This is a genomic window from Arthrobacter sp. 05T420, assembly GCF_056396305.1.
In genome coordinates this window covers 44598-69646 of record NZ_JBFTLG010000006.1, presented here as the reverse complement: position 1 = coordinate 69646, position 25049 = coordinate 44598, and the positions used below count along the sequence as shown (strand labels likewise).

The 25049-nt window shown below is 67.1% G+C and carries 24 protein-coding genes; 20 read left to right on the top strand and 4 right to left on the bottom strand.

Annotated elements, in window-relative coordinates:
* The first annotated feature begins 106 nt into the window (after positions 1-106).
* The 4 genes from AC1DEM_RS07635 to AC1DEM_RS07620 all read left to right on the top strand — a co-directional run bounded on the left by AC1DEM_RS07635 (position 107) and on the right by AC1DEM_RS07620 (position 4802).
* Positions 107-3031: an FtsK/SpoIIIE family DNA translocase gene (locus AC1DEM_RS07635; RefSeq protein ID WP_476883904.1), complete on the top strand. Its 2925-nt coding sequence runs from the start codon at positions 107-109 to the stop codon at positions 3029-3031.
* 25 nt (positions 3032-3056) lie between these two features.
* Positions 3057-3695 carry a CDP-diacylglycerol--glycerol-3-phosphate 3-phosphatidyltransferase gene (gene pgsA, locus AC1DEM_RS07630; protein WP_476883903.1) on the top strand — a complete coding sequence of 213 codons (639 nt, stop codon included), beginning with the start codon at positions 3057-3059 and terminating at the stop codon, positions 3693-3695.
* Positions 3692-4210 (top strand): CinA family protein, encoded by a 519-nt coding sequence (locus AC1DEM_RS07625; protein ID WP_476883902.1) that lies wholly within the window; start codon positions 3692-3694, stop codon positions 4208-4210. The genes pgsA and AC1DEM_RS07625 overlap by 4 nt, the downstream gene beginning before the upstream one ends.
* 139 nt (positions 4211-4349) lie before the next feature.
* A complete protein-coding gene (locus tag AC1DEM_RS07620) occupies positions 4350-4802 on the top strand; it encodes a helix-turn-helix domain-containing protein (RefSeq protein WP_066434909.1) in 453 nt (150 codons plus the stop codon).
* Positions 4803-4898: 96 nt separating this feature from the next.
* Here the strand turns inward: AC1DEM_RS07620 and AC1DEM_RS07615 are convergent, their stop codons facing one another.
* Positions 4899-5408: a MarR family winged helix-turn-helix transcriptional regulator gene (locus AC1DEM_RS07615; protein WP_476883901.1), complete on the bottom strand. Its 510-nt coding sequence runs from the start codon at positions 5406-5408 to the stop codon at positions 4899-4901.
* 41 nt (positions 5409-5449) lie between these two features.
* Between AC1DEM_RS07615 and AC1DEM_RS07610 the strand changes: the two genes are divergently transcribed.
* The 6 genes from AC1DEM_RS07610 (at position 5450) to dapF (ending at position 11447) form a co-directional block, all read left to right on the top strand.
* On the top strand, positions 5450-5686 hold the full coding sequence (locus AC1DEM_RS07610; RefSeq protein ID WP_277526000.1) for a DUF3046 domain-containing protein: 237 nt from the start codon (positions 5450-5452) through the stop codon (positions 5684-5686).
* Positions 5687-5953: 267 nt separating this feature from the next.
* Positions 5954-7006, top strand: coding sequence for a recombinase RecA (gene recA / locus AC1DEM_RS07605; RefSeq protein WP_277525999.1), 1053 nt, complete (start codon positions 5954-5956; stop codon positions 7004-7006).
* A 217-nt stretch (positions 7007-7223) separates the two neighbouring features.
* On the top strand, positions 7224-7694 hold the full coding sequence (locus AC1DEM_RS07600; RefSeq protein ID WP_476883900.1) for a regulatory protein RecX: 471 nt from the start codon (positions 7224-7226) through the stop codon (positions 7692-7694).
* Between the two features lie 67 nt (positions 7695-7761).
* The gene (gene miaB / locus AC1DEM_RS07595) at positions 7762-9396 is read left to right on the top strand and encodes a tRNA (N6-isopentenyl adenosine(37)-C2)-methylthiotransferase MiaB (protein WP_476883899.1); all 1635 of its coding nucleotides are present in this window, start codon (positions 7762-7764) and stop codon (positions 9394-9396) included.
* Positions 9397-9478: 82 nt separating this feature from the next.
* A complete protein-coding gene (gene miaA / locus AC1DEM_RS07590; RefSeq protein WP_476884027.1) occupies positions 9479-10414 on the top strand; it encodes a tRNA (adenosine(37)-N6)-dimethylallyltransferase MiaA in 936 nt (311 codons plus the stop codon).
* Positions 10415-10493: 79 nt separating this feature from the next.
* Positions 10494-11447 carry a diaminopimelate epimerase gene (gene dapF, locus AC1DEM_RS07585; protein WP_476883898.1) on the top strand — a complete coding sequence of 318 codons (954 nt, stop codon included), beginning with the start codon at positions 10494-10496 and terminating at the stop codon, positions 11445-11447.
* Here dapF and AC1DEM_RS07580 read toward each other — a convergent pair.
* Positions 11428-12042 (bottom strand): class I SAM-dependent methyltransferase, encoded by a 615-nt coding sequence (locus tag AC1DEM_RS07580; protein ID WP_277525996.1) that lies wholly within the window; start codon positions 12040-12042, stop codon positions 11428-11430. The genes dapF and AC1DEM_RS07580 overlap by 20 nt on opposite strands.
* Positions 12043-12612: 570 nt before the next feature.
* On the opposite strand from AC1DEM_RS07580, the gene hflX reads away from it, so the two are divergent.
* Positions 12613-14220 (top strand): GTPase HflX, encoded by a 1608-nt coding sequence (gene hflX / locus AC1DEM_RS07575; protein ID WP_476883897.1) that lies wholly within the window; start codon positions 12613-12615, stop codon positions 14218-14220.
* Between the two features lie 94 nt (positions 14221-14314).
* A complete protein-coding gene (locus AC1DEM_RS07570) occupies positions 14315-16402 on the top strand; it encodes an ATP-dependent DNA helicase (RefSeq protein WP_476884026.1) in 2088 nt (695 codons plus the stop codon).
* A gap of 105 nt (positions 16403-16507) precedes the next feature.
* Here the strand turns inward: AC1DEM_RS07570 and lexA are convergent, their stop codons facing one another.
* Positions 16508-17257, bottom strand: coding sequence for a transcriptional repressor LexA (gene lexA / locus AC1DEM_RS07565; RefSeq protein WP_476883896.1), 750 nt, complete (start codon positions 17255-17257; stop codon positions 16508-16510).
* Between the two features lie 594 nt (positions 17258-17851).
* Between lexA and AC1DEM_RS07560 the strand changes: the two genes are divergently transcribed.
* The 8 genes from AC1DEM_RS07560 (at position 17852) to AC1DEM_RS07525 (ending at position 24164) form a co-directional block, all read left to right on the top strand.
* Positions 17852-18196, top strand: a complete 345-nt coding sequence (locus AC1DEM_RS07560; RefSeq protein WP_476884025.1) for a LysM peptidoglycan-binding domain-containing protein — start codon at positions 17852-17854, stop codon at positions 18194-18196.
* A gap of 101 nt (positions 18197-18297) precedes the next feature.
* Positions 18298-19416 carry a histidinol-phosphate transaminase gene (locus AC1DEM_RS07555; protein ID WP_476883895.1) on the top strand — a complete coding sequence of 373 codons (1119 nt, stop codon included), beginning with the start codon at positions 18298-18300 and terminating at the stop codon, positions 19414-19416.
* A 70-nt stretch (positions 19417-19486) separates the two neighbouring features.
* On the top strand, positions 19487-20113 hold the full coding sequence (gene hisB / locus AC1DEM_RS07550; protein ID WP_476883894.1) for an imidazoleglycerol-phosphate dehydratase HisB: 627 nt from the start codon (positions 19487-19489) through the stop codon (positions 20111-20113).
* Positions 20110-20877: an imidazole glycerol phosphate synthase subunit HisH gene (gene hisH, locus AC1DEM_RS07545; RefSeq protein WP_476883893.1), complete on the top strand. Its 768-nt coding sequence runs from the start codon at positions 20110-20112 to the stop codon at positions 20875-20877. The genes hisB and hisH overlap by 4 nt, the downstream gene beginning before the upstream one ends.
* Positions 20878-21036 carry a hypothetical protein gene (locus AC1DEM_RS07540; protein WP_476883892.1) on the top strand — a complete coding sequence of 53 codons (159 nt, stop codon included), beginning with the start codon at positions 20878-20880 and terminating at the stop codon, positions 21034-21036.
* A 43-nt stretch (positions 21037-21079) separates the two neighbouring features.
* Positions 21080-21826: a bifunctional 1-(5-phosphoribosyl)-5-((5-phosphoribosylamino)methylideneamino)imidazole-4-carboxamide isomerase/phosphoribosylanthranilate isomerase PriA gene (priA, locus tag AC1DEM_RS07535; protein ID WP_476883891.1), complete on the top strand. Its 747-nt coding sequence runs from the start codon at positions 21080-21082 to the stop codon at positions 21824-21826.
* A gap of 13 nt (positions 21827-21839) precedes the next feature.
* Positions 21840-22787 (top strand): SseB family protein, encoded by a 948-nt coding sequence (locus AC1DEM_RS07530; protein WP_476883890.1) that lies wholly within the window; start codon positions 21840-21842, stop codon positions 22785-22787.
* Positions 22788-22850: 63 nt separating this feature from the next.
* Positions 22851-24164, top strand: coding sequence for an MFS transporter (locus tag AC1DEM_RS07525; RefSeq protein ID WP_476883889.1), 1314 nt, complete (start codon positions 22851-22853; stop codon positions 24162-24164).
* A gap of 140 nt (positions 24165-24304) precedes the next feature.
* Here the strand turns inward: AC1DEM_RS07525 and AC1DEM_RS07520 are convergent, their stop codons facing one another.
* Positions 24305-24691 (bottom strand): DUF1844 domain-containing protein, encoded by a 387-nt coding sequence (locus AC1DEM_RS07520; RefSeq protein WP_476883888.1) that lies wholly within the window; start codon positions 24689-24691, stop codon positions 24305-24307.
* Between the last annotated feature and the right edge of the window lie 358 nt (positions 24692-25049).

Genomic DNA, 25049 nt, shown 5'->3' with positions numbered 1-25049 from the left:
GCGGTAGGCGGGGGAGGCCGCTTTTCTGTAGGCGCTGGCGGCAACATGATCCCGGACGGCCCGGAAATTCGGGGTTTTCGGCCCGGCATCCGGTACCGTGGCGAGTATGGCGACTCGTACTTCTTCCGCGCCTAGAGGAAACTCAAGCGGCAAATCAGGCAGTTCTCCCGGCCGGGGGTCCAGTCCCGCCGCATCCAAATCCGCCCGGCCGCGCGGAACCGCGGGCGGAACCACCGGAACAGCGCGGACCCGGCAGTTGGCCGTAGTTGAGCCGCACCAGCCCTGGCTGGTGCGGGTGCTGGCCGGTGCATGGCTGGGCATGGCCCACGTCATCGGCGCCGGCATCAGACGGGTCGGCCACGACGTCAGCGACCTCGCTCCGGAGGACCGGCGCGACGGTGCCGCCCTGTTCAACCTGGCGCTGGGCGTCTTTGTCGCCACCTTCGCATGGTGGGGTTTCCGGGGCTGGTTCCCGGACCTCGTCTTCGCGATCGTCAACGGCACCTTTGGCTGGATGTCCCTGCTGCTGCCGCTCATGCTGTTCGTTTGTGCGTTCCGCCTGTTCCGCCAGCCCGACGACGGCCGCGGCAACAACCGGATCGGCATCGGCTTCCTCATCATGACGTTCGCCGGTTCCGGCCTGGCCCACGTCATCGGCGGCCAGCCGACGGTCGCCGACGGCTTCGACGGCCTGCGCAGGGCCGGCGGCATGCTCGGGTACCTCGCCGCCGCCCCGCTGGCCGCCCTGCACACCGCAGTTCCCGTGGCGGTGTACGGCCTGTTGGCCTTCACCTCGCTGCTGATCGTCACCGCGACCCCCTTCGGCGCCATCCCCGGCCGCCTGCGGGACGGATACGAGCACCTGATGGGCATCGACCTGCAGGACGACGACGGCGGCGACCGCCACGACCGCAGCTACCTGTACGAGAACGACGCCCCGGCCCCGCCCAAGAAGAAGCGCAAGCGCCTCTTCGGCAAGGACCACGACGACGAGTCCGGCCTGGAAGGCTACGTCGGCGACGAAGCGTTCGAGCGCGCGGTCATCGACGCTGAGGAAGCAGCCGACGAAGCGCCCGCCAAGGGCGCGAAGGGCATAAAGAACCAGGCCGGCGTCGCCCCCGGCGTCCGCCGTCCCACCCAGGCCGAGATCGCCGTCGAAAAGATCAAGGCCGCCCAGGGCCTCGGCACAGGGTCCGCTGGCGAAAACGCCACCGAGGCCATCCCGCTGGTCACCCCGGGGATGGTGGCTGCCGGATCCCTCAATCCAAGCGCCGTCGCGGCCGCCGCCATGGTCCCCTCCAACCCTGTGGCGCCGGCACCGCTGCCCACCCCGATTCCGCAGCGCACCGAACAGCTCTCCCTGGCCGGCGACGTCACCTACACCCTGCCGGCGTCGGACGTCCTGACACCCGGTTCCATCCCCAAGGAACGCACCGAGGCCAACGACGCGATTGTCGCCTCGCTCACCGAGACCCTCAACCAGTTCAACGTGGAGGCCCAGGTCACCGGTTTCAGCCGTGGCCCCACCGTGACCCGCTACGAGATCGAACTGTCCCCGGGCACCAAGGTGGAGCGGGTCACCGCCCTGTCCAAGAACATCTCCTATGCGGTCGCCAGCTCGGATGTGCGCATCCTGAGCCCCATCCCGGGCAAGTCCGCCATCGGCATCGAAATCCCCAACACGGACCGCGAAACCGTGTCCCTCGGCGACGTGCTCCGCAGCCAGAACGCCCGCCGCACCGACCACCCCATGGTCATGGGCGTCGGCAAGGACGTCGAGGGCGGGTACGTCGTGGCCAACCTGGCCAAGATGCCGCACTTGCTCGTGGCCGGTGCCACCGGAGCCGGCAAGTCCTCGTTCGTGAACTCCATGATCACCTCGATCCTGATGCGGGCCACCCCGGACGAGGTCCGCATGGTCATGGTGGACCCCAAGCGCGTGGAACTCACGGCCTACGAAGGGGTCCCGCACCTCATCACGCCGATCATCACCAACCCGAAAAAGGCGGCCGAGGCCCTGCAGTGGGTGGTCCGGGAAATGGACGCCCGCTACGATGACCTCGCCAATTACGGCTTCAAGCACATTGACGACTTCAACAAGGCCGTCCGGGCCGGCAAGGTCCACCCGCCGGTCGATTCCAAGCGCGTCATCAAGCCGTATCCGTACCTGCTGGTGATCGTGGACGAACTCGCCGACCTCATGATGGTGGCCCCGCGCGACGTCGAAGACTCGATTGTCCGCATCACCCAGCTGGCCCGCGCCGCCGGCATCCACCTGGTCCTGGCCACCCAGCGTCCGTCGGTCGACGTCGTGACCGGCCTGATCAAGGCGAACGTGCCCTCCCGCATGGCCTTCGCCACCTCTTCCGTCACCGACTCCCGGGTGGTCCTGGACCAGCCGGGCGCCGAAAAACTCATCGGCCAGGGCGATGCCCTGTTCCTGCCGATGGGGGCCTCCAAGGCGATGCGTGTCCAGGGTGCCTGGGTCACCGAGTCGGAGATCCACAAGGTGGTCGAGCACGTCAAGGGCCAGCTCAAGGCCGTCTACCGCGACGACGTCGCGCCCGAGGCGCAGAAGAAGCAGATCGACGACGACATCGGGGACGATCTCGAGGTCCTGCTCCAGGCCACGGAGCTCGTGGTCACCACCCAGTTCGGTTCCACCTCGATGCTGCAGCGCAAGCTCCGGGTCGGCTTCGCGAAGGCCGGGCGCCTGATGGACCTGCTCGAGTCCAGGGGAGTGGTGGGGCCCTCCGAGGGATCCAAGGCGCGCGACGTGCTGGTCAAGCCGGACGACCTCGCTGCCGTGCTGGCCGCGATGAAGGGGCAGGATGGGCCGGTGGCCGCTGACTCGCAGACCGCTGCCCTGAGCGATAACGCCAACGCGAACATCGCCCAGGGCGGCTACGCGGAGGACCTCGTGGCGGCCGACCTTGAGAACCGCACCCAGGCGATCGAGTACCACGACGGCGCCGACGGCGGCTCGGACGAGGACGGCTCAGAGGACGCCTGGTCGCTCACCGGACGGTAGCGTGCGAAGCGGGTAGCCTAGGAAGGTGAATAGCGCCAAAGCCAACGCCGGATCCGCCTCGCGGATCTGGAACCTGCCGAATATCCTGACGATGCTGCGGATAGTGCTGGTGCCGTTCTTCATTTGGTTCCTCATCCTCGATGCTCCGGGACTGCAGGCCCAGAACGGCCCTTGGCGCTGGGCGGCCGCCTTCGTTTTCGCGGTAGCCATTTATACTGACAAGCTCGACGGCGACATCGCCCGGTCCCGCGGCCTGGTCACCGACTTTGGCAAGATCGCCGACCCGATCGCCGACAAGCTCCTGATCGGCTCCGCGCTGGTCATGCTCTCGCTGCTCCAGGAACTGCCGTGGTGGGTCACCATCCTGATCCTCGTCCGGGAGTGGGGCATCACCGCGCTGCGGTTCTATGTCATCCGCTACGGCGTTATCCCGGCCTCGCGCGGCGGCAAGCTCAAGACGGTGGTGCAGACAGTAGCCATCTTCCTGTACGTCCTTCCGCTGGCATCCCTTGCCCCGTGGCTGGGCGTTGTGGCGTTCGTCGTGATGATGGCTGCGCTGGCCATCACACTATGGACAGGCGGCGAATACGTCATCGAAGCCCTCAAGCTGCGGGCCGCCGGCATCAGGGCAGAGAAGGAACGGGTAAGGGAGAACAAGCAATGAACCATCCGGACCCCCATCTGCACCCCAACCTGCACCGCCTGGCGGAGCAGGCCGTCACCGGCGCCCTCGGCCGCGGAATGACGGCCGCCACTGCCGAGTCCCTCACCGCCGGGATGGTCACCGCCGTGCTGGCCGACACGCCCGGCGCGTCCGGGATGCTGCAGGGCGGCGTGGTGTCCTACGCCAACAAGGTCAAGGCTGAGGTCCTGGGCGTCCCCGGCGAGCTGCTCGACGCCGTCGGCTCCGTGGACGGCCAAGTCGCCGCTGCCATGGCCGACGGCGCGCGGCGCGTCTGCGGCGCCGACATCGGCGTGTCCACCACCGGCGTGGCCGGGCCCGAACCGCACGACGGCAAAGCCGTGGGCACTGTCTTTATCGGCATCGCCACTGCGGGGGGATCGACGTCGTACCCCTATTCCTTTGAAGGGAGCCGCGCGGAGATCCGCGCACTTGCGTGCGGCGCGGCCCTGGAACGTCTGCTGGAAGCTCTATCTTCCGAAGGCTACCGGGCGTAAAGTTGCCGGGAACAAAAGTTGATTCCGAATAGTTGTTACATTGTGTCGCTTCCAAATAAGGGAGGCGCCTAGGATGAAATCATCAGCAGAGTCCGCCCCCACCGGCGGACTCGACAGTACGAGGAGCAAGGCGATACAGATGGTAAAGCAGCCCGTATCCGTAAACGGCGTTGTCCGCTGGAAGGATGTGGGCCTCGCCGATCAGGCCAAGAGCGAACAGAAGGAGCGCAAGATGGTTGTACTTCGTCACGAAATCGGTGATGTCCTGCGCGATGTCCGCCAGCGCCAAGGCCGTACGCTCCGCGAAGTCTCGCACAGTGCCCGTGTTTCCCTGGGCTACCTGAGCGAAGTGGAACGCGGCCAGAAGGAAGCCTCCTCGGAGTTGCTGTCCTCGATCTGCTCGGCCCTCGATGTTCCGCTTTCGAGCATGCTCCGCGAAGTCAGCGACCGCGTTGCGGTCGCCGAGGGCGTCGCGGTTCCGGACACCGTCCCCCAGGAGTTCGCGCAGCGCTACGGCCGCGACCTCGACCGAGAACTCAACTCCGACCTCAACGACGAGCTGGCGAAGGGCCTCCTTTCCGGAGCTCGCTAGACGCCAACTCACCTAAGACGCAAGAAAGGACCTCCGGCTCAGGCCGGGGGTCCTTTGACGTGTGCCGCGGATGACTTGTGCACCAGGCCGGGGGAGTCAGGCGGGCTCGTCCCGGGGGAACCCGTCACGTTCGTAGGTGGCATTGAGTTTCGCCATGTACATGGCAAGAGCCTGCAGGTCCTCGGCCGGCCACTCTGCCAGGCGTTCCCGAAACACTTCACGCCGGGCGTCCTGGACCTGATGCATCCGTGCCTCGCCTTCGGGGGTCAGCTGGATGGACTGCGCCCGGCCGTCCAGGGGGTCCGCCTCCTTCGATACCAGGCCAAGGCCCTCGAGGAAGGCGATCTGCCGGCTCACCGAGGGCTTGCCGACGCCGATGCAGGACGCGAGCTCGGTCAGCCTGATCGGGCCCTGCTTGCGGATCACACTGAGCAGCCCGTAGGCGGCGGGCTCCATGTCCGGGTGGACCTCGCGCGAGAGCTGATGGGAAATCGACCGGCCCCGGCGCCAGAGCAGGCTCAGCTGGTCCTCGACGGCGTCCAGGGCGGCGTCAGCGCCGGCAGTTTCGGGAGAGGAATCTCCCGCGGACTCAGTTGGGTTGCTCATGGCAACCATTCTAGAGTCCTGGGCCGTGAGAGACTTTACTCGTGCGAATCAGTGACTTTTGGCGGCTTATGGACGACGAGTTCGGGGCGGGGTACTCCCGCGTCCTGAGCAGCTCGCTGGTCCTGGCCGGAGTCGGGGGACGCACCGCTGACCAGGCCCTCAGCGCCGGCGTTCCTCCCCGCCAGGTGTGGCTTGCCCTGTGCGACGTCCAGGACGTCCCGCCGGAGCGCCGCTTGGGCCGGGACGTCAAACCCCGCGACACCACCGGACCCCACTGACGCTGACGCGCGCCTGCATGGGCTGGCGCCTGACGCGCCGCCTGCATGGGCTGGCGCCTGACACGCCGCCTGCTTGTTCGAATACCTGTTCGGATAGCGATATGCTTTTTTCAGAGCGTTTTCCACATACTGTGTTATCCATTCACGTGGTTTCCACATACGCGGCTCCCTCGACAACTTTGTCGGAGGGAGCAAGTAGCGTCAGTGATGACAGACGAAGGGCCTACTGGGCCACTCCACAGCGAGAAAGTATTAGAGGTGTGAATCATGGCCGCAGCCCCGGATCGCCAGAAGGCGCTCGACGCAGCGCTTGCCCAGATTGACAAGCAGTTCGGCAAAGGCTCGGTCATGCGCCTCGGCGATGAAGTCCGTGCGCCCATCGAGGTCATCCCGACCGGCTCCATCGCATTGGACGTCGCCCTGGGAATTGGCGGCCTGCCCCGCGGCCGCGTCGTGGAAATCTACGGTCCGGAGTCATCCGGTAAGACCACGGTCGCGCTGCACGCCGTTGCCAACGCCCAGCGCCTGGGCGGCATCGCCGCCTTCATCGACGCCGAGCACGCCCTCGATCCGGAATACGCCGCGAAGCTGGGCGTCGACACCGACGCGCTCCTGGTCTCGCAGCCGGACACCGGCGAGCAGGCGCTGGAAATCATGGACATGCTCATCGGTTCCGGTTCCCTTGACGTCATTGTCATTGACTCAGTGGCAGCCCTCGTTCCCCGCGCGGAAATCGAAGGCGACATGGGCGACAGCCACGTGGGCCTGCAGGCCCGCCTGATGAGCCAGGCCCTCCGTAAGATCACCGGCCGCCTGAGCCAGACGAAGACCACGGCTATCTTCATCAACCAGCTGCGTGAAAAGATCGGCGTCTTCTTCGGCTCTCCGGAAACCACCACCGGTGGTAAGGCGCTGAAGTTCTACGCCTCCATCCGCATCGACGTCCGCAGGATCCAGACCCTGAAAGAGGGCGCGGATTCCGTCGGCAACCGCACCAAGGCCAAAATCGTCAAGAACAAGATGGCTCCGCCGTTCAAGATCGCCGAGTTCGACATCATTTACGGCCAGGGCATTTCCCGTGAAGGCGGCATTATCGACATGGGCGTCGAGCACGGCCTGATCAAGAAGTCGGGCTCCTGGTTCACCTACGATGGCGACCAGCTGGGCCAGGGCATGGAGAACTCCCGCCGCTTCCTGCGCGACAACCCGGAGTTGGCGTCCGAACTTGAGCGCCTGATCAAGGAAAAGCTCGGCGTCGGCGTGAAGGCTCCGGCCGAAACCGAGGAGTCGCCGAAGCTGAAGGCCGTTGACGGCTTCTAACGCAGGAGCGAGCCGTGGGTCAGGGTTCCGTCAGAGGAACCCTGACTCGGACGGCGCTGGCGACCAGCGTGACGGTTCCGCCGGGTACAGTTCCGGCGGTTCCGGCGGGTACACTTCCCGCGGCTCTGGCGGTTCCCACGGTTCCCGCCGCTCAAAGGCGGCGCCGTCTCTGGAACTGGATCCAGACGCGGATCCGGCAGCAGTTGCTCGCGCCATCGTGTTGCGGCAGCTGACGACTTCGCCCAAGAGCCGGCTGCAGCTGGCGCGCAAGCTGGCCGAACGCAACGTTCCCGAGGACGTCGCCGAGGCCGTACTGGACCGCTTCGAGGAAGTGCGTCTGGTGGACGACGCCGAGTTTGCCGACATGTGGGTCCGCAGCAGGTCCCAAACACGCAAACTCGCCAAGGGTGCCCTGCGGCGCGAACTCGCGGACAAGGGCATCGACCCGGAAACCGCGGCCGGTGCGCTGGAACAGCTCAGCGACGCCGACGAAGAATCGGCGGCCCGTGAGCTCGTGGAGCGCAAGCTGCGGGGATTCACCGGCGGTGAGGACCGTGCGGAGCGCGACAAGGTCACCCGCCGCCTAGCGTCAATGCTGGCCCGCAAGGGATACCAGCCTTCGCTCGCCTTCCGGATCGTGGGCGAGGTCCTCGACGCTGTCATCGGCCGTGCGGAAGCCGGGGACTAAGGCCACCGATCAGGGGTCTTCGCAAGCCCGGCCACTGCCCGTGACCCATACCCGTTACCCTTAACAAGTGAGTTTTACCATTCCCTCCCCAGCAGCCGGCACCACTTCTCCAGCAACGCCTCCGGCAGTGCCGCCGGCAGCGACTCTGGCCATGCCACCAGCAGGGCCTGCGACATTCAGTGCAGACCCGGCTGCCGCAACGGAAACCTCGCGGCCAGCCCAGCCCCGCACCTACCAGGTGCGCACGTTCGGCTGCCAGATGAACGTGCACGATTCCGAGCGGATGGCCGGCATGCTGGAAGCCGCCGGCTATGTTCCGTCCGCCGGTGAGCTGGCTGACGTCGTGGTCTTCAACACCTGCGCGGTCCGGGAGAATGCCGACAACAAGCTGTACGGCAACCTCGGCATCCTCGCCCCGGTCAAGGCAGCCAATCCGGGAATGCAGATCGCCGTTGGCGGATGCCTCGCACAGAAGGACCGGGAGACCATCCTCAAGAAGGCGCCGTGGGTGGACGCCGTGTTCGGCACCCACAACGTCGGTGCCCTGCCGGCGCTGCTGGACCGGGCCCGCCACAACAACGAGGCCCAGCTCGAGATCCTCGAATCTCTGGACGTTTTTCCGTCCACTCTCCCCACCAAGCGGGACTCAGTCTATTCAGGCTGGGTATCGATCTCCGTGGGCTGCAACAACACCTGCACCTTCTGCATCGTCCCGGCCCTCCGGGGCAAGGAAAAGGACCGGCGCCCCGGCGAGATCCTGGCCGAAATCCAGGCACTCGTGGACGACGGCGCCATCGAAGTAACACTGCTGGGCCAAAACGTGAACTCCTACGGCGTCGAATTCGGTGACCGGCAGGCCTTCTCCAAGCTCCTGCGCGCCTGCGGCGACATCCCGGGCCTGGAGCGCGTCCGTTTCACCAGCCCGCACCCGGCCGCCTTCACTGACGACGTCATTGACGCCATGGCAGAGACCCCCAATGTCATGCCGCAGCTGCACATGCCCTTGCAGTCCGGCTCGGACAAAGTCCTCAAGGATATGAAGCGGTCCTACCGCTCCACCAAGTTCCTCGGCATCCTGGACAAGGTCCGCGAGAAGATTCCGCATGCCGCCATCTCCACGGACATCATCGTCGGGTTCCCCGGCGAGACCGAGGAGGACTTCCAGGCCACGCTCGACGTCGTGGAGAAGTCCCGGTTCGCCACTGCCTTCACCTTCCAGTACTCCAAGCGACCGGGCACGCCTGCCGCCGACCTGCCGGACCAGCTGCCCAAGGCCGTGGTCCAGGAACGCTTTGAGCGCCTTACCGCCCTGCAGGACCGGATTGCCGCGGAGGAAAACGCCCGGCAGCTCGGCCGCCGTGTCGAGGTCATGGTGACAGCCCAGTCGGGCCGTAAAGCCCAGGAAACCCACCGCCTCTCCGGCCGGTCCCAGGACCAGCGCCTGGTGCACTTCTCCGTGCCCGCCGGCGCCGAGGTGCCCCGGCCCGGCGACCTGGTGACCGTCACCATCACAGAGGCAGCGGCGTTCCACTTGGTCTCCGACCCTGCAACGGCCGACGACTACAGCCTGCGCCGGTCCCGTGCCGGTGACGCCTGGGACCGTTCCCAGGCAGATTCCTGCGGCGCCCCGGTCCCGGCCAGCGCGGCGGGCACCTCCGGTGTGTCGCTGGGCATGCCCAGCCTCCCGGTCCGTGGCCGCTAGCGCCTTGCCAGGCCCGCAGGGCACCGCCCTAGCCGATGCAGCCGCCACGGCCACGGCACAGCCGACTGAACGGCAGGATGCACTGCCAGGTGCGAGGCCGGCTGCACCGCCGGTGATCGCCGTCGTCGGCCCCACGGGGTCCGGCAAATCAGATCTGGCCGTCTCCCTCGCCCTCGAGCTCGACGGCGAAGTCATCAACGCCGACTCGATGCAGTTCTACCGCGGCATGGACATCGGCACCGCCAAGATCACCGACGCCGAACGCAGGGGCGTTCCCCATCACCTCCTGGACATACTGGACGTGACCGAGGAAGCATCCGTCTCGGACTTCCAGCAACGGGCACGTGCCCTGATCGCCGACATCCACAGCCGGGGGAAACGGGCCATCCTGGCCGGCGGCTCGGGACTCTACGTTCGAGCCGCGCTCGATGTCCTGGAGTTCCCCGGCACGGATCCGGACATCCGCCACCGGCTCGAGACGGAACTGGCCACGGCGGGACCTGCGCCGTTGCGGGAACGGCTGGAAGCAGTGGACCCCGTGTCGGCGGGCAGGCTGGTCGATGACCGCAGGATCATCCGCGCCCTGGAGGTCTTCGAACTCACCGGTCGCCCGTTCAGTTCCTTCATGCCGGCCCGCGAGTACTTCCAGCCCGCCGTCCAGATCGGCCTCGGCGTGGAACGGGAACTGCTGAGGGACCGCCTTGCCCAGCGCGTCCACGCGATGGTGGACCAGGGACTGCTGGACGAAGTGCGCCGGCTGGACGCCGCTGGGCTTCGCACCGGCAGAACCGCGCCACGCGCCCTCGGCTATGCCCAGTTCCTCCGGGTCCTCGACGGCGAATCCAGCCTGGAGCAGGCCGCGGACGAAACAATCATCGCCACCCGGCAGTTCGCGCGCCGCCAGCTGACCTGGTTCCGGGCCGATCCCCGGGTCACCTGGCTGGGCTGGCACGATCCTGACCTGGTGGCAGAGGCCGCCGCACTGTGCCGCACGGCGCCCGTTCCGCCGCCGGCGTAGCGTTCGTAACGGTCAGGGTATCTGTAACCGTCACGGTCACGGTGCCGGAGCGGTCAGGGCGGAACGGTAACCTTGGAGCATGGACGAATCCCAAGCCGTAGCCGCTGACCGCACTGCCGGCGATACCGCACCGCTCAGCGGTCTGAAGTTTTCCAAAGGCCACGGAACGGGCAACGACTTTGTCCTTATCGCAGACCCCAACGGCACACTCTCGCTCAGCCCCGAGCACGTCGCGGCGCTTTGCGACCGGCACCGCGGCATCGGCGGCGATGGACTGATCCGTGCCGTTCCTTCCCGGCTCCTGCCCGAGGGGCAGGAATTGCTGGCCGCGCACCCTGACGCCGAGTGGTTCATGGACTACCGCAACGGCGACGGCTCGCTGTCCGAGATGTGCGGCAACGGAGTCCGCGTCTTTGTGCACTTCCTCATCGCCGAAGGCCTCGTGGACCTTCCGGCAGGCGAGTCCCTCGTCATTGGAACCCGGGGCGGTGCCAAGACGATCGTGCGGACAGCTGCGGGCTACGCCGTGGACATGGGCCCCTGGGAGTTCATCTTCCCGGGCGAGGCCACCGCACGGGCCATGGATTCGCTCGTCAGCGCCGAGGGGCTCGAAGTTGCCCGGCCAGCCCTTTCTGTCAGCATGGGCAACCCGCACACGGTGGTGGCCCTGGCTGAGACCGCCGAACTCGAGGCCACGCAATTGTTCACGGCCCCCCGGGTGGACCCGACGCCGCCGCACGGCACCAACGTCGAATTCGTCGTGCCGTCCGAACCGCTGGTCCACGACGGCACCGGCACCATCACCATGCGGGTTCACGAGCGTGGGGTGGGGGAGACCCAGTCATGCGGTACCGGCGCCTGCGCCGCCGCCGTCGCTATTCGCCACTGGGCCGGCCAGGACGCACCGGACGCGTGGAACGTCCATGTTCCCGGCGGCGTCGTCGGCGTGAAATTCTTCCTGGGCCCGGAGGGGCACGAACACGTCGAACTCAGCGGCCCGGCTGTGATTGTCGCTAGCGGGACGCTTTCCTGACCCGAAGGATCCGGAACGACTTCGACGTGCTCTCCCGGGTCACGCTGAAGCTGGAGTCGAGCTCCGCCGCCAGCCAGCGCTGCAGCGAGTCCGAGCCGAGGTTCTTCTGCACCACGAGCCAGGCGGATCCACCCGGCGCCAGCCTGGGAATCCAAAGCCGCAAGAGCGCATGAAGCTCATCCTTGCCGATCCGGATCGGCGGGTTGGACCAGATAGTGTCAAAGCGCAGTTCGGGGTCCACGGCGTCCGGCGTGCTGGCGGTGACGTTGCTCAGCCCCAACAGCCCGGCGTTTTCGTTGGTGAGGGTCACGCAGCGTTCGTTCACGTCCACCGCGTAGACGTGGGCGTGCGGTGCCCGCAGGGCCATGGTCAGGGCGATCGGTCCCCAGCCGCAGCCGATATCCAGCAGGTTGCCCTGCGGCGCCGGAGCCGGAACGTCGGCGAGAAGTACGGCCGTTCCCTTGTCGATTCCGTCCGGGCTGAAGATCCCTGAGGACGTCTGCAGCCGGCGCGTTTCACCGGCAAGGTCCACGGTGAGCGGCTTGCGGGTAAAGGGCCCGGCCGGCTGGGCGCTGAAATAATGTGCAGACTCCATAATGGGCCAGATTAGTTGGCGGCCCACCCCCTTGGGAAACCGGGCGGGAGCCTTGACGTCTGCTAGGCTAAAAAACATGATCTTCATCTCCAAGTAGCCGGCACGGGCCTAGTCTCTCCCAGCAGCGACATCCCGTCCCCCCGGAGCGACGCAGGTAAACGCCTTCCGCTGAGTGCACCATCGCAAGGGTGAATTTTCTCACCCGCGGGGCACACGCACCACTTGGAATCCAGCCATTTTCCCGGGCACCTTGTTTTGCTGACACCGTGCTCCCTGGGCCGCTCCCGGGCCCGGCCTGGCGGACGGCTCCTACCTCCCTGTGATTTCTACAGGGAGCGTGTTCCACAGGCGCCGATCTCCACAATCTGTGGTTTCCCACAGCCGGGCGCATCTGTCTCTTCTACACTTCACCCAGCCACCGCTCCAGACGGAGCCAGCCCCGCCCCGGCACTGTTGCCGCGGGCATTCCAGGAGGCGTGCATGACCCCCCGCCGTCAGCCCAGCGCGAATACCGCCCCACAGAGCACCAATCGGCACTATTCTGAAAGTGCCGAACCCTTAAAGGAGACCATGACCAGCCACCCCAACACCGGACCCGATTCAGCAGCCCAGGACATGAGTCCTGAGGAGATTCAGGCTGTAATCGACCGGATCCTGTCCAAGGACACCCCGGCCCCGGGCGCAGGCCGTGGCAGCGGCCCCGGAACCGGCGCCAACGGAGGCGCCGGTGCGACCGGCAGCCCGACGTCGGTACTCGGCAAGGCGCAGGCCATCTCCCGCCTGGACGAGGTGTACACGAACTTCGACGGCGACCAGCAGGATCTCGAGGAACGCCACGCGCTGCGCCGCAAGGCGGGCCTGTCCACCGAACTCGAAGACGTCACCGAGGTCGAATACCGGCAGTTGCGCCTTGAGCGCGTCGTCCTGGCCGGCCTCTGGACCGAAGGCACCCTCGCGGATGCCGAGAACTCCCTGCGCGAACTCGCGGCCCTCGCCGAGACCGCCGGCTCCGAGGTCCTCGACGGACTCGTCCAGCGGCGGGCCAAGCCCGATCCCGGAACCTTCCTCGGCTCCGGAAAGGCGCAGGAACTGAAAGCCATCGTGGTGTCCACCGGCGCCGACACCGTAGTGGTCGACGCCGAATTGGCCCCGTCCCAGCGGCGCGGACTGGAAGACATCGTCAAGGTCAAGGTCATCGACCGCACGGCGCTGATCCTGGACATCTTCGCGCAGCATGCCAAGAGCCGCGAAGGCAAGGCGCAGGTGGAACTGGCGCAGCTGGAATACCTGCTCCCGCGTCTGCGTGGCTGGGGCGAATCGATGTCCCGCCAGGCCGGTGGCCAGGTGGGCGGCGCCGGCGCCGGCATGGGCTCGCGTGGTCCCGGTGAAACCAAGATCGAACTGGACCGCCGCCGGATCCGCACCCGGATGGCCAAGCTGCGCCGCGAAATCGCCGCCATGAAGCCGGCCCGGGAAACGAAGCGGGCCAACCGCCGTCGTAATGCTGTCCCCTCGGTAGCGATCGCCGGATACACCAACGCCGGGAAGTCCTCGCTGCTGAACCGGCTCACCGACGCCGGGGTGCTGGTGGAAAACGCCCTGTTCGCCACCCTGGACCCCACCGTCCGCAAGGCCGAAACCGCTGACGGTCTGGGGTACACCCTGGCCGACACCGTGGGATTTGTCCGGTCCCTGCCCACCCAGCTCGTGGAGGCATTCCGCTCCACGCTCGAAGAGGTGGCCGACTCGGACCTCATCCTGCACGTCGTCGACGTCTCGCACCCGGATCCGGAAGGCCAGATCGCCGCTGTCCGGACCGTGTTCAGCGAAGTCGACGCGCGCAAGGTTCCGGAAATCATTGTCCTGAACAAGGCTGACGCCGCCGACCCGTTTGTGGTGGAACGGCTCAAGCAGCGCGAACCGCGCCACGTGGTGGTCTCAGCCCGCACCGGTGAAGGTATTCCGGAGCTGCTCAAGGCCATCAGCGACGGCATTCCGCGTCCCAGCGTGAAGCTTGAACTGCTGATCCCGTACAACCGCGGGGACCTGCTCAGCAAGCTCCACGAGACCGACGCCGAGATCCTCAGCCTCGACCACGAGGAAACCGGGACCCGAGCCGTGGTGATGGTGCGTGAAGGACTCGCCGCCGAACTGGATCCCTTCATCAGCAATGACTGAGGCTGCGGTGACCAAGGCCGACGCCGAACCCGCGGACGCCAAAGCGTCTGACGTTGAATTGGACGCCGCCGGACCTGCGGACGCGTCGGAGGACATGGAGCCTGCGGACGCATCGGCCGACTCCGACGGCGGCCCAGATTCAGTTGCTGGCGCGGCCGGCGAGGAGTTTGTGGTTGAACTGCTCGACCGTGCCGTGTCTGGCATGGGCGGCCAGAGCCGCGATGGCCAGCACGAAATGGCCCGGCAGGTGGTGCGCGCGATAGACAGCGGCGACCACCTGCTGGTCCAGGCCGGCACCGGCACCGGCAAATCCCTGGCGTACCTGATTCCGCTGATCGCCCATTCGCTGACCAGCAACAAGCCCACCCTGGTCTCGACCGCAACGCTGGCGCTGCAGACCCAGATCGTGGGCCGGGACCTGCCCAGGCTGCTCAAGACCATCACGCCTGCGCTGGCACGGCCGGTCAAGATCGCCCTGGTGAAGGGCCGGTCCAACTACGTGTGCCGGCACAAGCTCGAGGGCGGGTTCCCGTCCGAGGAACCTTCCGAGGGACAGCTGTTTTCCCTCGGGGAGGACACCAGCGTGCCGCATTTCGCCGCCGCACTTGGCGGGCCGTCCTCGCAAATGGGCAAGGAAGTCGTCCGCCTGCGCGAATGGGCCGAGGGGACCGCAACGGGGGACCGCGACGAGCTCATGCCCGGCGTCACGGACCGGGCCTGGCGCCAGGTCTCGGTCACCTCCATGGAGTGCCTCGGCGCGCAGAAGTGCCCGCTCGCGGCCGAATGTTTCAGCGAGCTTGCCCGGCAGAACGCCGCCGACGCCGACGTCGTGGTCACCAACCACGCCATGCTCGCCGTCAGCGCCTTCGAAGGCCTGGCGGTGCTGCCCGAGTACGACGTCGTGGTGGTAGATGAAGCGCACGAACTGCAGGACCGCGTCACGGGTGCTGTATCCGGTCAGCTCTCGGTGGCGATGGTGCACGCCGCCGCGTCCGGGGCCCGGAAGCACACGGGCATCACGGTGGACGCGCTGAACAATGCCGCCGCCCACCTGGAGCTGGCCATCGACGGCGTCCCGAGCGGGTTGATGCCTAACGGGCTGAACAGCGAGCAACTGGACTGCATCGACCAGCTCCGCGACGCGTGCCGCGCCGCCCTGTCTGATTCGAAGGGGGACAGCTCCGTGTCGGCCGACGGCGGACGCCAGCTGGCCCGGTCACGCCTGATGGTCATCCTGGAACTCTGTGAGCGCCTCTTGGCCGCGCGCGAAAACCGCGAAGTGGTGTGGTTCTCCCGCAACAGCAGCTTCGACCCGGCGCAGGGCTACTCCCAGCCGGACGAGAGCTCGCCGGCCTTGATCAATGTTGCCCCGTTGAGCGTCGCGGGGCGTCTGCGCGAGGGTTTGTTCGCGGACCACACCGTCATCCTGACCTCAGCCACGCTGGCTATCGGCGCTGCCTTCGAACCTGCTGCCGGCGGTCTTGGCCTCGTTGGCAACGGCGCCCCGAGCTGGACCGGCGTCGACGTCGGATCCCCCTTCGACTATCCGAAGCAGGGCATCCTCTACGTCGCCCGGCACCTGCCCAAGCCCGGCCGCGGAACGTCCCCCGAGGCCTTGGACGAACTCGAGAAGCTGATCCGCGCTTCCGGCGGCGGTGCCTTGTGCCTGTTTTCCTCCCGGCGCGCAGCGGAGGAAGCCGCGGAGGCCATGCGGCCCCGACTGGGCCTCAGCATCCTGTGCCAGGGGGAGTCGACCATGACGGCGCTCGTGCGGCAGTTTGCGGACGAGCCGGACACCTGTTTGTTCGGCACGATGTCCCTCTGGCAGGGCGTCGACGTTCCCGGAGTGTCCTGCCGGCTGGTGGTCATTGACCGGATACCGTTCCCGCGGCCGGACGATCCGCTGATGACGGCACGCTCGCGGGCCGTCGCCCAGGCCGGCGGCAACGGCTTCATGTCCGTCTCGGCCACGCACGCCGCCATTCGGCTCGCGCAGGGCGCCGGACGGCTGATCCGCTCGACGTCGGACAAGGGAGTTGTGGCGGTGCTGGATTCGCGGCTATCCACGGAGCGCTACGGCGGATTCCTCCGCGCCGCGCTGCCGCCGTTCTGGCCCACCACCGATTCGTCGATAGCCATGGCGGCCTTGGAGCGCCTGGCGAAGGACTCCGCGAAGGGCTGAGTCCCAAGCTGAACCAGGAGCCGACCATCCTCGATGACGCGGCGACTCTGAGGGCCGGCGACTCTGAGGGCTGGCGACTCTGCCAGGGCGGCCCGACAGGGACGGCTAAAGGGAGCGGAGTACCGAGACGACCTTGCCCATGATGACGGCGTGGTCACCGAGGATTGGCTCGTACTGGGTGTTTTGCGGCAACAGCCAGGTGTGGCCGTCCCGCTGGCGGAAGGTCTTGACCGTGGCTTCGTCGTCCAGCAGTGCGGCAACGATGTCGCCGTTCACGGCATCACCCTGGCGGCGGACAACCACCCAGTCGCCGTCGCAGATGGCGGCATCGATCATCGAGTCGCCCGCCACCTTGAGCATGAAGAGTTCGCCATGGCCCACGAGCTGTCGGGGCAGCGGCATGACATCCTCCACCACCTGGTCCGCGAGGATCGGCCCGCCGGCGGCGATGCGTCCGACAAGCGGCACCATTGCAGTGTCCGTGGCGCTGGCGAGTTCAGTCACTGACAGGCCGCCGACGGCCCGCAGGCCACTGGACTTCTCGACACCCGAAATCGGGGTGGTTCCCTCGTCCAACGTCAGCGGCATGAGCACTTCCATAGCCCGCGGGCGCTTCGGATCGCGCCGCAGGTAGCCGAGCTTTTCAAGCTGGGAGAGCTGATGGGTCACGCTCGACAGGCTGGCCAATCCGACGGTGTCGCCGATCTCGCGCATGGACGGCGGGTAGCCCTTGTCCGTGACGGACCGCTGGATGGTCTCCAGGATTTTCTTTTGCCGGGGGGTGAGGCTCTTGGGCGCCCGGGCGGGCTGCGGGCTCCGTGAGGTGGCCCTGCCGCCGGTGGCTTGTGCTGCCATGTTCGCCAATGCCTTTCCGTTCCACCCGGCTGCCGTGGCTGCTGTCACCGGGAACTTCCGGTCTGAAATGTCAGACCCTGCTGATCAACTACTGATGATGTCCCGCAGGGAGTTCATCAGTGGTTGTCCTGTCCCTCAAAAATAGGCCAGCCGCAAGGCTTTTTCAAACATTTGTTCTAGCGAGTCTCGACATCGTTCGTTAGTAAGTGCTAAAACAGAACAAGCAGAGTTCGAATATGTGTTCGAGTTTCGAGTTTTCACTTCGGATCTGGTGTTCGGTTCTATGTTCGAAGGTTCGGCCGGTTGGCGGCGAGTACGTGGAGTACGCCGGGCGGCACCGTATGGTCCAGGAGGGCTCAGTTCATGTCAGCTTCAAACGCGTTTCAAGGCACGTTCGTTCAGGGTGTCACGAATCACCACCGCAGTGCAGGTGCCAGTGGGGTGGCGGATTTCGGCAGCATCGACCAGGGCAACATCGGCCACGGAGGTGTCGGCCAGGGAGGTGCCGACCGGGGAAGCGTCCGTCACGGCAATGTGTACCCGCTCAACGCCGGCCCCCGCATTTCCCCGACGTCGCCTGCACCGCGAGGGGCGATGGCCGCTGGTTCCGCCGGCCGGCCGAAGCAAGCGCCGCTGCGGCTCACCCGGCGCGGACGCTTCGTCTTCTTCGGCGTCCCGCTGATCCTGCTGACGGCGCTCATTCTGTCATTCAGTGGATTCCTCAACGCGCCTGCGAAGGCGGCGGATTCCGCGGATCAGCTCTCGGTGACGCCGACCATTACCGTCACGGTGCAGCCGGGGGAGTCCCTCTGGGCCATTGCAGGGTCCGTGGCCCCGGACCGGGATCCCCGCGACGTCGTGGCCGATATCGTGCAGCTGAACAACCTGGACGCCGCGCGTGTGCTGCCGGGCCAGCAGCTGTTCGTCCCGTCCAAATAGAGTCTGGCAAGCCAAGTACCTGCCCCCAACTAACCTCCCCCAATTGCCGTCGCAGGCGTCACAGTTTCAGCGCCCGTGCCGCTACCACTTAAACTGGTCGAGTGACTGACCAGCTTGAGCGCCTCAACCGACTGCCCCTCCGAACCAATCTGCGTGGCCTGCGTCCGTATGGCGCACCGCAGCTGGACGTCCCTATCCTGCTCAACGTCAACGAGAACACCCATGGCGTTCCGGCCGATGTCCGCGCGGCAATCACCGAGGCCGTCAGCGCCGCCGCCGCAGGGCTGAACCGGTATCCGGACCGCGAGTTCACCGAATTGCGCGAAGCCCTCGCCGAATACCTTGGCCATGGCCTGGACGCGGAGAATATCTGGGCCGCGAACGGTTCCAACGAAGTCCTTCAGCAGATCCTCCAGGCATTCGGCGGCCCCGGCCGGACGGCCCTTGGGTTTCCTCCCACGTATTCGATGTACCCGCTGCTGGCCTCCGGCACGGACACCGAATACATCGTCGGTGCCCGAGCGGCGGACTACGGGCTCAGCGCGGAATCGGCGGCCCGGCAGGTCCGCGAGCTGCAGCCCAACATCGTTTTCCTCTGCTCCCCGAACAACCCCACCGGCACGGGGCTGGGGCTTGATGTCGTCGAGGCCGTCTATGACGCCGGCGAGGCCAGTCAAACCATCGTGATCGTGGACGAGGCTTACCACGAGTTCGCCCACGACGGCACGCCCAGCGCCCTCACCCTGTTGCCCGGCCGGGAACGGCTCATCGTCTCGCGCACCATGAGCAAGGCCTTCGCCCTCGCCGGCGCGCGGCTCGGCTACATGGCCGCGGCCCCGGAGGTCGCGGACGCCCTGCGCCTGGTCCGTCTCCCGTACCACCTCTCCGCCATCACCCAGGCCGCGGCCCTGGCCGCCCTGCGCCACCGGGGGGCACTCATGGCGGACGTCGAGGACATCAAACGCCAGCGCGACAGGATCGTCTCCGAACTGACGCGGCTGGGGCTGAGGCCGGCCGCCTCCGATTCCAACTACGTGTTCTTCGGCGGTCTGGAGAATCCCCACGAGGTCTGGCAGGGCATGCTGGACGCCGGTGTCCTCATCCGCGACGTCGGCATTCCGGGGCACCTTCGCGTGACCGCCGGCACTGAGACGGAAACCACAGCCTTCCTTGAGGCCCTTGAAAGCATCCTGAACGGCTCCGCAAAGCCGCAGGCCTAGACTTGGTGGGGAGCCCGCGCGCCCCGCCGCACTGCCCAACACCCTGCCTTCTTCCAAAGGACACATCTACATGAGCAACATGGGATCCACCGCCGCCGAGGGCCGGACCGCACGCATGGAACGGACCACCACTGAGTCCTCGGTCCTGGTCGAGATCAACCTGGACGGCACCGGCGTTTCAGACATCAGCACGTCGGTCCCGTTCTATGACCACATGCTGACAGCCCTCAGCAAGCACTCCCTGATTGACATGACCGTCAAGGCCACCGGTGATACCCACATCGATGTGCACCACACTGTCGAGGACGTGGCCATCACGTTCGGCGAGGTGCTGCGGACCGCCCTGGGCAACAAGGCCGGAATCCGCCGGTTCGGCGAGGCCACCGTGCCCCTGGATGAGGCCCTCGCGCAAGCCGTCGTGGACGTCTCCGGCCGTCCCTACCTGGTCCACGCCGGGGAGCCGGCAGGCCAGGAATACCACCTGATCGGCGGCCACTTCACGGGCTCCCTGACCCGTCACGTCTTCGAGGCGATCACACTGCACGCCGGGATCTGCCTGCACATGAACGTCACCGCCGGGCGCGACCCCCACCACATCGTCGAGGCCCAGTTCAAGGCCTTTGCCCGGGCGCTGCGCGCAGCCGTCGAACCGGATCCCCGCGTCGAGGGCATCCCGTCCACAAAGGGTGCCTTGTGAGCGCCCCGCTGCTCCGCGACGGGGCCATCATCGATCCCGCCGCCGCGACCAAGCCGGTGTCCCCGGAGGGAAAGCCCACTGTTACGGTGCTGGACTACGGCTCCGGGAATGTCCGGTCCGCCGTCCGCGCGCTGGAGCGGGCAGGCGCCGAAGTCATCCTCAGTTCCAAGCCCGAAGACGTCCTTAACGCCGACGGCCTCGTCGTCCCCGGTGTCGGCGCCTTCGAAACCGTCATGCGCGAACTCAAAGCTGTTGACGCCATCCGCATGATCGGCCGCCGTGTCGCAGGAGGCCGCCCCGTGCTGGCCATCTGCGTTGGGCTCCAGGTGTTGTTCGAGGCCGGCGTCGAGCACGGCACCGAAGCGGAGGGCATGGGGGAGTGGCCTGGCAAGGTGGAGCTGCTGCCTGCCGACGTCGTGCCGCACATGGGCTGGAACACCGTCTCCGTCCCTGAGGGGTCCAAGCTGTTCGCCGGAGTCGAGGGCGAGCGCTTCTACTTCGTACACTCCTACGGTGTCCAGCAGTGGGACTTCGACGTCATCCAGCCGCGGATGGCCGCGCCGCTGGTCACCTGGTCCGACCACGGTGCCCCGTTCATCGCGGCTGTGGAAAACGGCCCGCTGTGCGCCACCCAGTTCCACCCAGAGAAGTCCGGCGACGCCGGCGCCCGGCTGCTGCGCAACTGGGTCCAGGGCCTCCGCCCCGCATCCCCGGAACAAACCGCATCCCCGGAACAAACCGCCGCCCCGGAACGGACCGCCTAGATGTGGTCCCTGGTACTGATGGGCGTCGCAGGCCTGCTGGTTGGCGGCGCGATCTCCTTCCGGCAGCAGAAAAGTCCGCTCTGGGTGCAGATCGTTTTCTACGTCCTGGCCGGAATGTCGCTGCTGGCCGCCTTCCTCCTGACCCTGCCGGCGTCCTGACGGCCCCGCTCCCACCTACCATCCCCAAGCTGAGGACTCCACGATGACCACCGAAACCCCGCTGCCCGTACTTGAGCTCCTGCCCGCCGTCGATGTCGTCAACGGCCAGGCCGTCCGGCTCGTCCAGGGCGAAGCCGGCAGCGAGACGAGCTACGGCACCCCGCTGGAGGCCGCCCTCAACTGGCAGCAGCAGGGGGCCGAGTGGGTGCACCTGGTCGACCTGGACGCCGCGTTCGGGCGCGGCTCCAACGCCGAACTCCTGCGCGAGGTGGTTGGGCGGCTCGACATTAAGGTGGAGCTCTCCGGCGGACTGCGCGACGACGAATCTCTCGAGAAGGCCCTCAGCCTCGGCGTCGCCCGCGTGAACCTGGGCACCGCGGCACTGGAGAACCCGGACTGGACGGCCCGGGTGATCGAACGCTTCGGCGACAAGATCGCCGTCGGCCTGGATGTCCGCGGCACCACCCTCGCCGGCCGGGGCTGGACCAAGGAAGGCGGGGACCTCTGGGAGGTGCTCGGCCGCCTCGAGGACGCCGGCTGCGCCCGGTACGTCGTGACCGATGTGACCAAGGACGGCACCCTCCAGGGCCCCAACGTCGAGCTCCTTCGCCAGATGGTCGAAAAGACAGGCAAGCCGGTGGTCGCTTCCGGCGGCATTTCCAGCCTTGAGGACCTCCTGGTCCTGCGTTCCCTGGTGCCGCTCGGGGTCGAAGGCGCCATCATCGGCAAAGCCCTCTACAACGGCAACTTCACACTGCCTGAGGCCCTCGACGCCGCCGGCCGCCGCTAGGCTGTCCGTGCCCATGACGCACACCGAGAATCCTCACGGCCCCCACGATGCAGTGCAGACGGGCACCGGGGCGGGGCCCGTCCGGCATCTGCCCGGACACATCGCGGCCGCCCTGGCCGGCTCCGGCGGGGCCACCGACTCCGCCGGCCAGCCCTGGGCAGGCCGCAGCCTGGCCGGCGATGACGCAAAGATCCACAATTTCGAGGACGACGACGGCACCGCCGACGCCGGATACCTTGCCGCCTTGGCCGATCTCGCCGCGGGCACGGGCGACGAGGCGGCCGTGGTGGCCGCGCTTGCCACCGCAAGGGTATTCGTGCCAATCCTCGCCCAGCTCGCCGAAGAGGGCGAAGCCGCCGCCGGGGCGCACGGGGACCAGCTGCACGGTGATAATCTTCGCTCCGACAAACAGGCAGACATGGCCCTCGTGACGCTCAAGGCGCCCGACGGGCGGACGGCCATGCCGGTGTTCACCTCGGCGGCGTCATTGACAGCGTGGCATCCGGAGGCCAGGCCGGTCGCCGTGTACGCGGCCCGGGCGGCCCTGTCCGCGGTCGCGGAAGGCGCCGAGTTGCTGGTGCTCGATCCCGGCTCCGAGCTGACGTTCGTGGTGCGCCGGCCGGCGGTTTGGGCCCTCGCCCAGCAGCAGGCCTGGACGCCGTCGTACGCCGACCCCGACCTCGCCGCGGCCCTCGGGGAGAGCGCAGTTAGCTTTCCTGCGGTCCGCCGTGGTGAAATTCATCCGGGGGGAGGAGTTGCCACGGCCACGGCCGATGGCAAGCGGCTCCCCGGTGGGGGAGCCGGCCCGGAACTCCGGGTGGTCCTCTACCTTGAAGACGGGCTCGACGCCGCCGGCGTGCAGTCCATTGTCGCTGGCCTCAACAACGCCTGGGCCCGGAATGAAATCTTTGCCGAGCGGGTTGATTCGATCGAGGTCAAGCTGCAGCGCGCAGCACCATAGCTTTCGGCCCAACGGGGGGACTTCCCGGTGCTGCCGTGGGCAGTACCAGAAGGAAGTAGTTTCGTGAATTTCGCGCTTTACCGTCAGCTGCTGGCCGTTCGGCCCATCCGGCGACTCCTGCTGGTTGGCATGATCGCCCGCGTACCGCACTCGGCGGCCGGAGTCTTGCTGACCCTGCACATCGTCCTGACCCTCGGCCAGGGCTACGCGGCCGCCGGCGCGGCCGCCGCCGTGATGACGATCGGAATCGCCGTCGGCGCCCCCTGGCGCGGGCGCCGGGTCGACACGGTGGGGCTGCGTAAGGCGCTCATCCCGTCTGTCGTCTCCGAGACCGTGATCTGGTCGATTGTCCCGCACGTCTCCTACGAGGTGCTGCTGCCCCTGGTGTTCGTCGGAGGCCTGCTGACCCTGCCCATCTTCAGCGTGGTGCGGCAGTCCCTCGGCGTGCTCGCCCCCTCGGAACAGCGCCGCACGGCCTTCACCCTGGACGCCATCGCCACCGAACTGGTCTTCATGATCGGCCCCGCTGTCGGAGCCGTCGTCGCCACCAGCGGCCAGTCCGTCCTGGGCCTGACAGTCGTGGGAGTTGCAACATCCGTATCGGGACTCTTCCTCATGTGGTTCAACCCGCCCACCCGGAGTGCTTCTCCCGACGCCGGGCTCGAAGCACAGGAGCTGGAATGCGCGGAAGCCGCCGTCGTTGCCGCCGCCCCGGCCCACCTGCAGGAAGCCGCGGCCGAACTGGCGCCCCTGGCAGCCGCAGCCGAGGAACGGCGCCGGCGGGGCTCCGGCCTGCGACACAGAGTCATCCACAACTTCAGCTGGTTCACCGCCGCCGTGGCCTCCGTATTCGCCGTCGCGGCCGGTGCGGGCATGGTCCTCAGCGGCACCGACGTCGGCATCGTCGCGGCCCTCCAGACCGGCGGCCACCAGGCCGAAATCGGCCTCGTGTTCCTGTTCTGGTGCGCGGCCTCGGTGGTGGGCGGCATCCTCTACGGCGCCATGCACCGGCCCATCTCCCCGATCCTCCTGTTGCTGGGGATGTCAGCGCTGACAGTCCCGATGGCCTTCGCGACCGACGTCTGGACGCTCAGCCTGCTCGCGTTGCTGCCGGGTCTGCTGTGCGCGCCGGTGTTGTCCGCAGCCTCGGAAAAGGTGGCCGAACTGGTCGATGAAAGCCGCCGCGGCGAGGCCATGGGCTGGTACGGTTCATCGCTCACCGGGGGAGTAGCCCTGGGTGCGCCGCTGGCGGGGCTGTTCATCGACCTCATCGGCCCCTCGGCCGGCTTCGTGTCCGTGGGGCTGGCGGGAGTGACTCTCTGCCTGGTGGGACTCGTCCTACAGCGGGTGCGGCGCCGCCGGCTGGCCCACGTATGACTGTCCGCTGTCGCCGTTTGCGGCCCGCGAGCCGGATAGCGCGGGCGTTAACGACGGCGGCGGGCGGACCGAAGTGGTCCGCCCGCCGCCGCTTTATGGCTGATGCCTATCCTTAGTTGGCTGTGCTTAGCTGCCTGTGCTTAGTTGACCGGGCCGGTGTACTTCTCGCCCGGACCCTTGCCCGGAGCATCCGGAATGATCGATTCCTCACGGAAGGCCAGCTGGAGCGAGCGGAGTCCATCGCGCAACGGTCCTGCGTGCTGGGAGCCGATTTCCGGCGCCGCCGCAGTCACCAGCCCGGCAAGGGCGGTGATCAGTTTCCGGGCCTCGTCCAGGTCCTTGAGTTCCTGGGCATTTTCCTCGGCGGCGAGGCCGAGCTTTACCGCGGCGGCGCTCATCAGGTGCACGGCGGCTGTGGTGATGACCTCGATTGCGGGGACTTCTGAGATGTCGCGGATCTGCTGCGAGACGTCGGCCTGGGCGGCTGCGGGCTCGAAGACGTGGGAATTACCTTCTGATGTGCTCATGCTGGTAAGCTTGTCACAGACCGACTAAATGTCGTTATTCTCAGGCTTTTATAGAATGCAGTGCTTCTGGCTGAACTTTGAGCCCGAAATGGCGCCCGGCGACGCACATGTGCGTCGAACGGGTATCTTTCTGTAGAGTTGACTTTTAGTTTGCAAGCGGAGTTCTCTCCCACCCGCGTCAGCCGCGAAACTTCCTTCGGGAAGCCCCTCCCCTCTGGGAGTCAAGGTTGCCGGGTACCTGGTCGGGCACATCCTCGGACTCCGGTCCGGAGGAAAGTGCATGCCGCCTCATTGAGGGCGGCAGCTCCGATCTCGAGGCCTTCGATTGCTCCGGCAATTGGGGGCCTTCTCTTTTTGC

What these genes read in the sequence shown, in the direction of transcription:
- AC1DEM_RS07635 (WP_476883904.1), top strand. Translation starts at nt 107, where the DNA reads ATGGCGACTCGTACTTCTTCCGCGCCTAGAGGAAACTCAAGCGGCAAA.
- AC1DEM_RS07625 (WP_476883902.1), top strand. Translation starts at nt 3,692, where the DNA reads ATGAACCATCCGGACCCCCATCTGCACCCCAACCTGCACCGCCTGGCG.
- AC1DEM_RS07620 (WP_066434909.1), top strand. Translation starts at nt 4,350, where the DNA reads ATGGTAAAGCAGCCCGTATCCGTAAACGGCGTTGTCCGCTGGAAGGAT.
- AC1DEM_RS07615 (WP_476883901.1), bottom strand. Translation starts at nt 5,408, where the DNA reads ATGAGCAACCCAACTGAGTCCGCGGGAGATTCCTCTCCCGAAACTGCC.
- recA (WP_277525999.1), top strand. Translation starts at nt 5,954, where the DNA reads ATGGCCGCAGCCCCGGATCGCCAGAAGGCGCTCGACGCAGCGCTTGCC.
- dapF (WP_476883898.1), top strand. Translation starts at nt 10,494, where the DNA reads ATGGACGAATCCCAAGCCGTAGCCGCTGACCGCACTGCCGGCGATACC.
- AC1DEM_RS07580 (WP_277525996.1), bottom strand. Translation starts at nt 12,042, where the DNA reads ATGGAGTCTGCACATTATTTCAGCGCCCAGCCGGCCGGGCCCTTTACC.
- hflX (WP_476883897.1), top strand. Translation starts at nt 12,613, where the DNA reads ATGACCAGCCACCCCAACACCGGACCCGATTCAGCAGCCCAGGACATG.
- AC1DEM_RS07570 (WP_476884026.1), top strand. Translation starts at nt 14,315, where the DNA reads ATGGAGCCTGCGGACGCATCGGCCGACTCCGACGGCGGCCCAGATTCA.
- lexA (WP_476883896.1), bottom strand. Translation starts at nt 17,257, where the DNA reads ATGGCAGCACAAGCCACCGGCGGCAGGGCCACCTCACGGAGCCCGCAG.
- AC1DEM_RS07560 (WP_476884025.1), top strand. Translation starts at nt 17,852, where the DNA reads ATGGCCGCTGGTTCCGCCGGCCGGCCGAAGCAAGCGCCGCTGCGGCTC.
- hisB (WP_476883894.1), top strand. Translation starts at nt 19,487, where the DNA reads ATGAGCAACATGGGATCCACCGCCGCCGAGGGCCGGACCGCACGCATG.
- AC1DEM_RS07540 (WP_476883892.1), top strand. Translation starts at nt 20,878, where the DNA reads ATGTGGTCCCTGGTACTGATGGGCGTCGCAGGCCTGCTGGTTGGCGGC.
- priA (WP_476883891.1), top strand. Translation starts at nt 21,080, where the DNA reads ATGACCACCGAAACCCCGCTGCCCGTACTTGAGCTCCTGCCCGCCGTC.
- AC1DEM_RS07530 (WP_476883890.1), top strand. Translation starts at nt 21,840, where the DNA reads ATGACGCACACCGAGAATCCTCACGGCCCCCACGATGCAGTGCAGACG.
- AC1DEM_RS07520 (WP_476883888.1), bottom strand. Translation starts at nt 24,691, where the DNA reads ATGAGCACATCAGAAGGTAATTCCCACGTCTTCGAGCCCGCAGCCGCC.